A 12,610-nucleotide genomic window follows, 5' to 3' on the forward strand; every position below is an offset into this window, starting at 1 on the left:
CCAAGCACATGACGGAAGGCACCATGACCCACAACGCTTCGCGGACCCCGGTACTCCTGCCCCGGACAGGCATCGGCATCGACGTGCACGCCTTTGCCCCGGACAGCGACCCGCAGCCGCTCTGGCTGGGCGGGCTTTTCTGGGAGGGGGAGCGGGGCCTCGCCGGCCATTCCGACGGCGATCCCGTGGCGCACGCCGCCGCCGATGCACTGTTCTCCGCCTGCGGGATCGGCGATCTGGGCACTCACTTCGGCACAGACCGGCCCGAATTCGCAGGGGCCTCCGGAGTCACGCTCCTGGCCGAAGCAGCCCGGATCGTTAGGGCAGCAGGATTCGAGATCGGCAATATTGCGGTGCAGTTCGTGGGCAACCGGCCCAAGTTCGGCCCGCGCCGGGAAGAGTCCCAGCGCGTCCTCACCGAGGCGGCAGGCGCCCCGGTCAGCGTTACCGCCACCACCAGTGACGGCCTCGGCTTCACCGGCCGCGGCGAAGGCATTTCCGCTGTGGCGACGGCCCTGGTCTACCCCGCGGCGTAGCGGTCCCGCGGTAACCGGCCCGCAGGGCGGCTGTCCGCACCTGCAGCCAAATCACCTACGCTGGAATAAGCACCAGTACCGCAATCCCAGGAGACCCGCCGTGAAAAAGCTGCTTCCCGCCGTCGTGATCGCAGGGATGCTTCTGGCCGGCTGTGCCGGCAGCCCCCGCATGAGCGTGGAGGAGAGCTGCAAGTTCCTACAGGGCGACACTTTCAAGCCCACGGGCAACCAGCAGCAGCAAGCCGACCAGATCGCCAAGCACTACCAGGAAGTCGCCGACAAGGTGGCCCAGAACGTCGCCGACCCCATCCAGAAGATGGCCGACATCATGAAGCAGGTGGCCGGCACTTCCCTGGGAAACAAGAGTTCGGAGCAGACGGCTGAACTCGCCAGGCAGAACAACCGGATCGGCGAGGTCTGCAAGTAAGCGGGGACAAAGGCATCGGCTAATCTGGAGCGGTGACCCTGCGCTTTTACGACACTGCATCCGCCGAAGTCCGCGACTTCGTTCCCCTGGTACCGGGCAAGGTAAGCCTTTATTACTGCGGCGCCACGGTGCAGGGCATGCCGCATGTGGGGCACATCCGCTCCGCCATCGCCTTCGACCAGCTCACCCGCTGGCTTGAATACCGCGGCTTCCGCGTCACAGTGGTCCGGAACGTCACCGACATCGACGACAAGATCCTTGCCAAGTCCGAGGCCTCCTTCCATCCTGACTTCGAGCAGGAGCCCGGCGCTGTGCCGGAGGAAGAATGGTGGGCGCTGGCCTACCGCTACGAGCAGGAGTTCCTCAAGGCCTACGACACCCTCGGCGTGTCGCGGCCGACGTACGAGCCGCGGGCAACTGGCCACATCCCGGAGATGCATGCACTGATCCAGCAGCTGATCGACCGCGGTCACGCGTACCCCGCCCTCGATGGCTCCGGGGACGTCTACTTCGACGTGCGCTCCTGGAACAAGTACGGCGCGCTGACGCGGCAGAGGATCGATGACATGCAGGGTGCCGCGGACGCGGACCCGCGCGGCAAGAAGGACCCCCGCGACTTTGCCCTCTGGAAGGGCTACAAGGAGGGGGAGCCGACGACGGCGAGCTGGGTTTCGCCGTGGGGCACGGGCCGTCCGGGCTGGCACCTGGAATGCTCGGCGATGGTCACTAAATATCTCGGCACCGAATTCGACATCCACGGCGGCGGCCTCGACCTGCGCTTCCCGCACCACGAAAACGAGATGGCCCAGTCCCAGGCGGCCGGCCACGGCTTTGCCAACTTCTGGATGCACAACGGCATGGTCACGTACCAGGGCGAGAAGATGTCGAAGTCGGTCGGCAACACCGTCAGTCCGGCCGAGATGCTGGAGCTCGCGCCGCCGCGCGTGGTCCGTTACTACTTGGGCCAGGCACAGTACCGCTCGGTGCTGGATTACCAGCCGACGTCGCTGCAGGAGGCCGCGGCCGCCGTCGAACGCATTGACGGGTTCATCAGCCGCGCCGTCCGCGCGCTGTCCTCGGACGGCGCCCTGCTGTTTGGCAGCCACGGAACCGTTCCGGAGGCGTTCGCCGCTGCCATGGACGACGACCTCAACGTCCCGCAGGCCCTCGCGGTTCTGCACGACACGGTCCGCGCCGGAAACTCAGCCCTCACCGATGGCGACCTGGCGGCGACGCGGCAGGCCCTGGCCAGCGTGACCGACATGCTCAGGGTCCTGGGCATCAGCGAAGCCGCGCAGCCCGCCGTCGACGACCAGGCCACCAGTGCGCTCGGGACGCTCATTGAAGCGCAGCTCGCCGCCCGCGCCGAAGCCCGTTCCAAGAAGGACTGGGCCGCCTCCGACGCCATCCGGGACACCTTGGCCGCAGCCGGGGTCCTGGTCGAAGACAACGCCGACGGCGCCACCTGGAGCCTGCAGCGCGGCTAGCCTCCGGGGCTGAGCGCCCGCCGGTCAACGATTTGAGGGCAGTCAGTAGACTGGAGTCCAGACTTACTCAATACAACCAAGGGTGGAATTCATGGCCAACAAAGGTCGCCCGGGCGCAGTCCGCAAGCTCAAGAAGGGCCCCACCACCGGAACCGGTGGCCACGGCCGCAAGGCCCTCGAAGGCAAGGGGCCAACCCCCAAGGCCGAGGACCGCCCCTACCACAAGGCACACAAGAACAAGCAGCTCGCGGAACGCTCCGCAGCAAAGCGACCTGCTGGTGCCGGTGGTGCCCGCAGTGCCGGTGCCAGGTCGGGCCCGAAGGGGCGTGCTACCGAAGAGGTCGTCACCGGCCGCAACTCCGTCGTCGAGGCCCTGCGCGCCGGCATCCCGGCCAAGGCGCTGCACGTGGCCATCCGCATCGAGATGGACGACCGCGTCAAGGAGTCGTTGAAGATCGCCGCCGAACGGGGCATCCCGCTGCTGGAGACCGGCAAGCCCGAGCTGGACCGGATGACCGACGACGCCGTGCACCAGGGGCTCGTCCTGCAGATCCCGCCGTACGAGTACCAGGATGCCTACGACCTGGCCGAAGAGACGGTTGAAGGCTGGAAGAAGGGGCACATCGCGAACGCACCCCTCTTCGTCGCCCTGGACGGCATCACAGACCCCCGCAACCTTGGCGCGATCATCCGCTCGGTCTCGGCGTTCAGCGGCCACGGTGTCATCGTCCCTGAGCGCCGCTCTGTAGGCGTCACCGCCGCCGCGTGGAAGACCAGCGCCGGCGCGGCTGTCCGCGTTCCCGTGGCCCGCGCCTCCAACCTGAACAACGCCATCAAGCAGTTCAAGGACATGGGAGTCTTCGTGCTGGGGCTCGACGGCGACGGCGACGTCTCGCTGCCGGACCTCACCGTTGCCACCGAGCCCGTCTGCATCGTGGTCGGCTCCGAGGGCAAGGGCCTTAGCCGCCTCGTCAGGGAGAACTGCGACCAGATCGTTTCCATCCCGATCGACTCCGCGATGGAATCCCTGAACGCCTCCATGGCCGTCGGCATCTCCCTCTACGAAGTCTCCCGCCAGCGCTCCGCCAAGTAACCCCGGCCAAACGCTCCCTCAGCTTCCGCAAGGAAACGGCCAACGCGTCCTCAGCTTGCGCAGCGAATTGACTAACGCTCTATCAGTTCCTGCGGGAGAACGACGAACGCGTCCTCAGCTTTCGCAGGGAAACGGGAAACCCTCCCGCACTAGGTGCTGGAGGGTTTCCTCATTTCCTGCAGGATCTGATCGAGCGTTCCGTTTTGAGCGGCAGGAGCTGCGAGAGCGTTTTTTAGAACTCGCGGCGGTTGGCCAGGACCGGGAGCTTGGCGCGGGCTTCCTTGACCAGATCGGGGTCCAAGTCGGCGAAGATCAGGCCAGGGGCGCCGTCGAGCTCTTCGAGGACCTGCCCGAAAGGCGAGACGACTGCGCTGTGCCCGACGCCAGTAGGCGCCGCGCCCCGGGGTTCGACGCCCTGGGTGGCGGGATCGCCCTGGCCGCAGGCGAGGACGTAGGTGGTGGTGTCCACGGCGCGTGCACGGGCGAGGAGCTGCCACTGGTCGACCTTGCCGGGGCCGGAACCCCAGGACGCGCAGACGATGTTGGCCACGGCTCCGCGGTCAGCGTTGGCCGTGAAGAGGGCCGGGAAACGGATGTCGTAGCAGGTGGCCAAGCCAAAGGTGAGGCCGCCGACGTCGAACGTTACGGGGCCGGTCCCGGCGTCCACGGTGTCCGATTCCAGGAACCCGAAGGCGTCGAAGAGGTGCACCTTGTCGTAGCTGGCGTCGACGCCCGGCCCGGCCACCAGCAGCGTATTGCGCACTTTCGTCTGGCCTTCGGACGGCGATGAACCTGGGGTGAACATGCCGGCAACGATTACTATCCCCAGGTCGTCAGCGATCGAGCGGACGCGGCTGGCCCAGGGGCCGTCCAGGGGCTCGGCGATGTCCAGCAGGGAATTGCCGAAGGCCCGCATCGTGGCCTCGGGGAAAACGACGATTTCGGCGCCGCCGTCCTTGGCGCGGCGGGCATATTCCTCGACCACGGTGAGGTTACCGGCCACATCCCTGCCGGTGATGATTTGAGCCAATGCAATCTTCACGAAAACCTCCACGTCGGTGCGTCATTACAGCCTTAAGCGTGCCGCCACGTCCCCAAGCATGCGTAACATGCCGGAATAGATCAGCTATTTCGATGTGACAGCTAAGCTTTAATTGATGGTAATGCCCCTCTTAGACACAACCTCGATGGTGGACGACCCCCAGGCCTTTCCCCTCGGGGTCAGCGAACCGCGCCAAGTTCCCGGCGCGGACGGGGTATCAGGCGGGCGCGCCCGCGTTGCGGTTTATGCGCCCGGCATCACCAAGCTGGAGGTGGCTTACCAGGCGCCCGGCCAAAGCTGGCGCCTTCAGACCCTCTCCGGCCTTCCGAACGGCGTCCACCAAGGTGTGGTGGACGGATTCCCCGTTGGCTCGCGGTACGGCTTCCGCGCCGTCCCCCAAGGCGAAGAGCTCCTGCCGCTTGCGGTTCCCACGGTTGATTTTGACGACGACGGCAGCCGGCAGCCGCTGTTGCTGGACCCCTACGGCCGGGCCGTCGACGAACGCGACGGATTCCTGACCAGCGTCAGGATGTCTTCCGGCTTCGACTGGGCCGCTGACGAGAAGCCGAATACACCGTGGCGCAACACCATCATCTACGAGGCACACGTCCGCGGACAGAGCATGCTCCATCCGGACATCCCGGAGGCCCTGCGGGGTACGTACGCCGGAATGGCCCACCCCGCCATGATCGAGCACCTCACCGGTCTCGGCATCACAGCCCTGCAGCTGCTGCCGGTGCATTTCCACCTGGACGAGCCTCACCTCCAGAACCTCGGCCTCACCAACTACTGGGGTTACAACACGGCAGCGTTTTTTGCACCGTCCCCCGGGTACGCCACCAAATCGGCCCAGGAGGCCGGGCCGCAGGCCGTCCAGGACGAGTTCAAGGGAATGGTCAAGCTGCTGCATGCGGCCGGCATCGAGGTCATCCTTGACGTCGTCTACAACCACACAGCCGAAGGCGGGCCGGACGGCCACACCCTGAGCTTCCGGGGCCTCGGCGAGCAGAAGTACTACCGCACGGACGGCAACGGAAAATACGTTGACACCACAGGCTGCGGCAACAGCCTGAACTTCGGCGAACCCCGCGTGATCCAGATGGTGCTGGACTCCCTGCGGTACTGGGTGGACGAGTTCCACATCGACGGCTTCCGCTTCGACCTGGCCGTCACGCTCTGCAGGAACGGAGCCAACGAGTTCGATCCCCACCACCCCTTCCTTGTAGCCGTCGCCGCGGATCCGGTGCTCTCCCGCGTTAAACTGATCGCCGAACCGTGGGACGTGGGCTACGGCGGCTGGCAGACCGGCCGGTTCCCCATCGGCTGGGCGGACTGGAACGACCACTACCGCGACGCCGTCCGCTCCTTCTGGGTGGCGGACCGTGCGGCCCTCGACAACGGAGGCCGGGGTGCGTCCGTGGCCCGGCTGGCTGATGCCCTGTCCGGCTCGGCGAGCCTGTTCGAACCGTCGGGCCGTTCGCGGCTGGCCTCGCTGAACTACATCACCTCCCACGACGGCTTCACCATGACCGACCTCGTGTCCTACGACCGCAAGCACAACGAGGCGAACGGTGAACAGAACCGGGACGGGCATGGCGACAACCGAAGCTACAACCACGGCTTCGAAGGACGCACGGAGGACGAGGGCATCCTGGCGCGCCGCGACCAGAGCAAGCGCAACCTTATGGCCTCGCTCATGATCTCCCTCGGCGTTCCCATGATCACGGCGGGCGACGAGCTCGGCCGCACCCAGCAGGGCAACAACAACGCGTACTGCCAGGACAATCCCCTCACATGGGTCGACTGGACCAGCACGCCGGAGTCCCATGCCATGTTGCGGAGCACCAAGCGCGTCATCCGGCTCCGCCGGGAGTTCCTGACCTCGCAGCCGCCCGACTACCCCGTCCGCGACGCCCGCTCGTACCTCTACTGGTACGACCAGGGCGGGCAGCCCATGACCATGGAGCGGTGGAACGATTCCGGGAACCGCGTGGTTCAGCTGCTGCTCGGCTCGGACGACGGGCACGTGGCCGGGCTCATCGTGGTCAACGGCGGTCCCGAGGACATCGAGGTGACCCTTCCGCAGGTGACCAATGACGACGGCACCGGCAGGCGGGTCTTCGATCTGCGCCTCACCACGTCCGAGCTGCACGACCGGCGCCAGGGCACACTGGTCACTTCCGGCGAGCCTGACGAGGTGCAGGCCTACACCATCAACATCTACCGGACATAACTTAGAGGGAATGGGCATGCGCAGGCGTTGGACTGTCGGAACGCTGCTGCTGGGGCTTGCCGTGGCTGCCCTCGCGGTCTTCAACCTTTTCATCGCGCCGGGCGGCACGCCGCCCGCTGGGGTCCAGTCAAGTGGGGTCCAGCCCAGTGGGGTCCAGGGAACGACGACGTCGGCACCCACTTTTGCGACGTCGGCACCCGCCGCAGCGCCGCCGTCGTCGGCCGGCAAGGTCTCCGGCGTCCCGAACGTGTCCGGGCTCCCCGCCATCCGGGAATCCCAGCTGCCGGCGGAAGGACGGCGGACGCTGACGCTGATCCGGCAGGGCGGACCCTACCCGTACACCCGCGACGGCGTAACGTTCGGAAACTTTGAACGCATCCTGCCGCGCAAGGCCGGCGGGTACTACAAGGAGTACACGGTGCCAACGCCCGGCGAGTCGGACCGGGGCGCCCGCAGGATCGTGGCAGGACAGGCCGGCGACAAGTACTACACGGGGGACCACTACGAATCGTTCAAGTTCATAGCAGAAGGCAAATAGCACCATGAAGATCTATTCCGGGGACACCTGGACCCTCGAGGAGCTCCGGGAGCAGGTGGCTGACGCCGGCCGCCGGAGCCTGCTGGTCCCTGCTGCCGACTCCAGGAAGTCCGTGCTCGCAGCGTTCGGCGAGGCCCTGGACTTCCCGGAGCACTTCGGCGTGAACCTCGATGCGCTCAACGACTCACTGCATGACTTCGCCGACGCCATTTCCGACGACGGCGCGAAGCCCCTGACGGTGATCTGGCAGGTGCCCGCAGCCTTCCGAGGCGACCGCTCCTTCGGCGTCATCTGTGAGATCCTTCAGGACGCCGAGAGCTACGCCGGCAAGGACCTCGCGGTCATAGCAGTGCTGATTTAGCGGGACGGCGGGGAGGAACGAGCTAGCACGCGGAGGACGGCGGAGTTGCGGCGCAACCCGGCTGGCTACGCGTTGACGATCAGCCCCAGCTCGGCCTTGGAAGCGAGGGCGTCGTGCGTGGGGAGGACCCGTACGGTGTAGCCGAAGGATCCGGAGCGGTCGATGACGATAGACCCAGCGAAGAGGTAGCGGCCGTTGCCGAGCTCCTCCTTGGCCTCCAGTTCCACCATGGTCACGTTGGCCAGTTCATCGCTTTCGGCTGCCTGCCCGTACGCCACCTCCACGGCAACATCCTTCGGGGACAGGTTGTGCAGTCCCACGTAGGCGTGGACCTGGAGGGTGTCACCGATCTGCGGGTCCTCGGACACGCCGAGCGAGTCGACGTGCTCCACGTGCAGCTGGGGCCAGGCCGCGCGGACCTTGGCGACCCATGCCGCTAGCGCCTTGGCCTGCGCGTAGGAGCCTGCCACCGCCTCGCGTCCCGCAACCGCCGCGGGCCGGTACAGGACGTTGACGTAGTCCTGCAGCATCCGCTCGGCCGAGACCGCCGGGCCGAGGTGGGCCAGCGTGTGTTTGATCATAGAGACCCAGTGCGTGGGGATCTTCTCGTGGCCGGACTCGGACGGCCCTGCGGCACCGGCCGCCTCGGAGACGGTGTTGCCGTAGAACCGCGGCGCCACCTGCGTCTCGAGCAGCTCGTACAGCGCCGCGGCCTCGATGTCGTCACGCTCATCGGCGGACGCGCCGTTGTTGGCGGTGGGGATCGCCCAGCCGTTTTCGCCGTCGTACATCTCGTCCCACCAGCCGTCCAGGACGGACAGGTTCAGGGACCCGTTGATGGCGGCCTTCATGCCGGAGGTGCCGCAGGCTTCGAGCGGCCGCAGCGGGTTGTTCAGCCAGACGTCGCAGCCCGGGAACAGCGTGCGGGCCATGGCGATGTCGTAGTTCGGCAGGAAGACGATGCGGTGCCGGACGGCGGGATCGTCCGTGAAGCGGACCAGGTCCTGGATCATCTTCTTGCCGGCGTCGTCCGCGGGGTGGGACTTGCCGGCGATGACCAGCTGGATGGGGTGTTCCTTGTGCAGCAGCAGCGCCTTCAAACGCTCCGGGTCCCGCAGCATGAGGGTCAGCCTCTTGTACGTGGGCACGCGCCGGGCGAATCCGATGGTCAGGACGTCCGGGTCCAGCACCGAGTCGGTCCACGCCAGCTCGGCGTCGGCAGCGCCGCGCTTCTTCCACGCCGCCCGCAGCCGGCGCCGCACATCCTCCACGAGGGACACGCGCATCTCGCGCCGGAGCGCCCAGACCTCGGCGTCGGAGACGTTGTACGCGAGGTCCCAGCGGCCCATCACCTCAGCTTCGGGTCCGAACCGCTCCCGGGCGAGTTTCGCGATGCGGGGATCAACCCAGGTTGGCACGTGCACGCCGTTGGTCACGGAGGTGATGGGCACCTCCGAGTGGTCAAATCCAGGCCACAGCGCGGAGAACATGCCACGCGAAACTTCGCCGTGGAGCTTGGCAACACCGTTGGCGCGCTGTGCGAGGCGCAGGCCCATCACGGCCATGTTGAATACGAAGGGGTTGCCCTCGCTGAAGTTTTCCCGGCCCAGATCGAGGATCCGCGACGTGGGAACGTCCGGCGCAAGCCCGGCTTCGAAGAAATGCTGGATCTGTGCGGCTTCGAAGCGGTCGATGCCGGCCGGAACCGGTGTGTGCGTTGTAAACACCGTGGACGAGCGCCCGGCGGCGAGGGCCTCGTCGAAGGTGAGGGCCTGCTCGCCGGCCATCAGCTCCTGGATCCGTTCGATGCCGAGGAAACCGGCGTGGCCCTCATTCGTGTGGAACACCTCGGGCGCGGGCGTGCCGGTGAGCTTCTGGTAGGCGCGCAGCGCCTTGACCCCGCCCATGCCGAGCAGCAGTTCCTGCTGCAGCCGGTGGTCCCCGCCGCCGCCGTACAGGCGGTCGGTGATGCCGCGGGCGGCGTCATCGTTTCCGGGAACGTTGGAATCCAGCAGCAGGAGAGGGACGCGTCCGACGTCGGCACGCCAGATGTGTGCCAGAAGGCACCGTCCGTTGGGCAAAGGCAGTGAGATCTCCAGCGGCTTGCCGTTCCCGTCCGGGGCGGGCTCCCGCAGCAGCGTCAGGGGCAGGCCGTCGGGATCAATGACCGGGTAGGTCTCCTGCTGCCAGGCGTCCCGGGAGAGTGACTGCTTGAAGTAGCCGGCCTGGTAGAGCAGACCGACGCCGATCAGCGGCACGCCGAGGTCGGAGGCGGCCTTGAGGTGGTCGCCAGCGAGGATGCCGAGGCCGCCGGAATACTGCGGCAGGACTTCGGTGATGCCGAATTCGGGGGAGAAGTAGGCGATTGAGGCGGGGGCGTCGCTGCCCAGGCCCTGGTACCAGCGGGGTTCCGTCAGGTACCGGTCCAGGTCCGCTGCTGCCGCTTGGACGCGGGCCACCACGTCCTGGTCGATCGCGAGCCGGTGCATCTCCTCACGGCCCACCAGGCCCAGGAAGCTGACCGGGTCGTTCCCGCACTGGGCCCAGACGCGCGGGTTCAAGCTTTCGAACAGCTCCCGGGTGGGCCGGTGCCAGGACCAGCGGAGGTTGGTCGCCAACCGGGCCAGTGGCCGGATCGGCTCGGGAAGAACGGTACGGACGGTAAATCTGCGGATTGCCTTCACCTGCGCCACACTAACCGACTGGGTGAACGGCAGGAACCGCTTTTGATTACTTTCCGGTAAATGACGAATCGCTTCATTAATTAAGTTCGCAGGCTTAGCAATTCGCCCCATTTCTCGCTAACGTCGAGCCTGTGACGACTAACACGCGAACCAGTGCCCCAGCAAAGCAAACGCCGAAAGTTTCGATCACGGAAGGCCTGCGGTTTGGCCGTTTCCCTATCACGGACGTTCAGCCTGTTGTCGAAGGGGGGAAGTTCCCGGCCAAGGCGCTGCCCGGTGAAGGAATCGTGGTCAGCGCCAGGTCCTTCCGCGAAGGCCACGACCAATTGGGCGTCAGCGCGGTCCTCCTGGATCCCCAGGGCAACGAGCGCCAGCGGGTCCGGCTCCAGCCGCCGTCCGGGGACCGCGGCAAGGGAACCGACCTTTGGGAAGGCCTGCTCACCCCGGAATCCACCGGGAACTGGTCGTTCGTCATCGAGGCCTGGCACGACCGCTACGGCACGTGGCACCACAATGCCGAGGTCAAGGTGGACGCGGGCATCGACGTCGAGCTGATGCTTGCGGAGGGCGCCGCCCTGCTGTCCGAGGCGGCCGAGGAACCCGCCCGCAACGATGCGGACCGGCAGACGCTGCGCTCGGCAGCCACCCTCCTTTCGGACACTTCCCTTTCCGCTGAGGACCGCCTGGCCGCAGGTTTCAGCCGGGACGTCGCCGGCGTAGTGGAGCGCGAGCCGATCCGCGAGCTTGTCACCGTCTCCGAGCAGTTCCCCCTGCTCGTTGAGCGGGACCGCGCCGGCCGCGGATCCTGGTACGAATTCTTCCCGCGCTCCGAGGGCGCCGTGCGCAACCACGACACGGGCGAGTGGACGTCGGGCAACTTCCGGACCGCCGCCAACCGGCTGGACGCCGTGGCCGGCATGGGCTTCGACGTCATCTACATGCCGCCGATCCACCCGATCGGCGTGCAGCACCGCAAGGGCCCCAACAACACGCTGATCGCCGGCCCGAACGATCCCGGATCGCCCTGGGCCATTGGCGCCAAGGAAGGCGGGCACGACGCCATCCACCCCGACCTCGGAACCTTTGAGGACTTCGACGCCTTCGTGGCGCGGGCCAAGGAGCTCAACCTGGAAGTGGCGCTGGACCTGGCACTCCAGGCCGCCCCGGACCACCCCTGGGTCACCGAGCACCCGGAATGGTTCACTACCCGCGTGGACGGCAGCATCGCCTATGCCGAGAATCCGCCGAAGAAGTACCAGGACATCTTCCCGCTCAACTTCGACAACGACCCCGAGGGCCTCTCCAAGGAAATCCTGCGGATCGTCGAGCTGTGGGTCAGCCACGGCGTGAAGATCTTCCGGGTGGACAACCCGCACACCAAGCCGGTGTGGTTCTGGGAGTGGCTCATCGGCAAGGTGAACAAGAAGGACGCCGACGTCGTCTTCCTGGCCGAGGCCTTCACCCGTCCCGCCATGATGCACGCGCTGGGCAGGGCCGGCTTCCAGCAGTCCTACACCTACTTCACGTGGCGCAACACGAAGAAGGAACTGGAGGAGTACTTCCACCACGTGAGCCGCGAGTCGGCTGCCTTCTTCCGGCCCAACTTCTTCGTCAACACCCCGGACATCCTTACCGAGTACCTGCAGTACGGCGGACCGGCGGCGTTCAAGATCCGTGCTGCCCTGGCAGCAACCGCGAGCCCGCTGTGGGGCGTGTACGCCGGCTACGAACTGTACGAGCACGTGGCCCGGCCCGGTGCCGAGGAGTACATCGACAACGAGAAGTTCGAGTACAAGGCCCGCGACTGGGAAGCTGCCTCCGCCTCCGGCCGGACCCTCGCGCCGTACCTGACCAGGCTCAACGAAATCCGCAAGGCCCACCCCGCGCTGGGCGACCTGCAGAACCTCACCGTGCACCAGTGCACGGACGACGCCACGGTGGTCTACTCCAAGCACAAAACCCTCCCGGACGGCACGAGGGACACCATCATTGTGGTGGCCAACGTGGACCCGCACAGTGCGAGGGAAGGCATGGTCTCGCTGGATCTGTCCGCGCTGGGGCTCGACCCGGCAGACCTCACCCCGAACGGCGGATTCTGGGTGGATGACCTCATCTCCGGTGAGTCTTGGGAATGGGGCGAGTACAACTACGTGCGGCTGGATGCACATGTTGAACCTGCACACATCCTGAGCATCCGGAGGTAGCCGCC

Annotated in this window: 10 protein-coding genes; 8 read left to right on the forward strand and 2 right to left on the reverse strand. The window is 66.6% G+C overall.

What is annotated here, in order from left to right; all coding sequences use genetic code 11:
- The first annotated feature begins 23 nt into the window (after positions 1-23).
- The 4 genes from ispF to rlmB all read left to right on the forward strand — a co-directional run bounded on the left by ispF (position 24) and on the right by rlmB (position 3,543).
- Entirely contained in the window at positions 24-536 is a 513-nt protein-coding gene (gene ispF, locus LFT45_RS04050; protein ID WP_236806845.1) for a 2-C-methyl-D-erythritol 2,4-cyclodiphosphate synthase, read from the forward strand.
- A 100-nt stretch (positions 537-636) separates the two neighbouring features.
- Positions 637-963 (forward strand): hypothetical protein, encoded by a 327-nt coding sequence (locus tag LFT45_RS04055; RefSeq protein ID WP_111901962.1) that lies wholly within the window; start codon positions 637-639, stop codon positions 961-963.
- Between the two features lie 32 nt (positions 964-995).
- Complete coding sequence (gene cysS, locus LFT45_RS04060) at positions 996-2,450, forward strand: cysteine--tRNA ligase (protein WP_236806847.1); 1,455 nt, start codon at positions 996-998, stop codon at positions 2,448-2,450.
- 91 nt (positions 2,451-2,541) lie between these two features.
- The gene (rlmB, locus tag LFT45_RS04065; protein WP_236806849.1) at positions 2,542-3,543 is read left to right on the forward strand and encodes a 23S rRNA (guanosine(2251)-2'-O)-methyltransferase RlmB; all 1,002 of its coding nucleotides are present in this window, start codon (positions 2,542-2,544) and stop codon (positions 3,541-3,543) included.
- Between the two features lie 232 nt (positions 3,544-3,775).
- Here rlmB and LFT45_RS04070 read toward each other — a convergent pair whose 3' ends face one another.
- Positions 3,776-4,585, reverse strand: a complete 810-nt coding sequence (locus tag LFT45_RS04070; protein WP_236806851.1) for a carbon-nitrogen hydrolase family protein — start codon at positions 4,583-4,585, stop codon at positions 3,776-3,778.
- A gap of 115 nt (positions 4,586-4,700) precedes the next feature.
- Between LFT45_RS04070 and glgX the strand changes: the two genes are divergently transcribed.
- From glgX to LFT45_RS04085, 3 genes are read left to right on the forward strand one after another with little or no spacing between them, the layout of a single operon-like run.
- Positions 4,701-6,818 carry a glycogen debranching protein GlgX gene (gene glgX, locus LFT45_RS04075; protein ID WP_236806853.1) on the forward strand — a complete coding sequence of 706 codons (2,118 nt, stop codon included), beginning with the start codon at positions 4,701-4,703 and terminating at the stop codon, positions 6,816-6,818.
- Positions 6,819-6,834: 16 nt separating this feature from the next.
- Complete coding sequence (locus tag LFT45_RS04080; protein WP_236806855.1) at positions 6,835-7,356, forward strand: ribonuclease domain-containing protein; 522 nt, start codon at positions 6,835-6,837, stop codon at positions 7,354-7,356.
- 4 nt (positions 7,357-7,360) lie between these two features.
- A complete protein-coding gene (locus LFT45_RS04085) occupies positions 7,361-7,717 on the forward strand; it encodes a barstar family protein (RefSeq protein ID WP_236806856.1) in 357 nt (118 codons plus the stop codon).
- 65 nt (positions 7,718-7,782) lie between these two features.
- On the opposite strand, the gene glgP is transcribed toward LFT45_RS04085, so the two are convergent.
- Positions 7,783-10,401, reverse strand: a complete 2,619-nt coding sequence (gene glgP, locus LFT45_RS04090; protein ID WP_236806857.1) for an alpha-glucan family phosphorylase — start codon at positions 10,399-10,401, stop codon at positions 7,783-7,785.
- A 131-nt stretch (positions 10,402-10,532) separates the two neighbouring features.
- On the opposite strand from glgP, the gene LFT45_RS04095 reads away from it, so the two are divergent.
- On the forward strand, positions 10,533-12,605 hold the full coding sequence (locus tag LFT45_RS04095; RefSeq protein ID WP_272912742.1) for an alpha-1,4-glucan--maltose-1-phosphate maltosyltransferase: 2,073 nt from the start codon (positions 10,533-10,535) through the stop codon (positions 12,603-12,605).
- Positions 12,606-12,610 lie beyond the last annotated feature (5 nt).

This window comes from Arthrobacter sp. FW305-BF8, assembly GCF_021789315.1.
GTDB lineage: Bacteria > Actinomycetota > Actinomycetes > Actinomycetales > Micrococcaceae > Arthrobacter.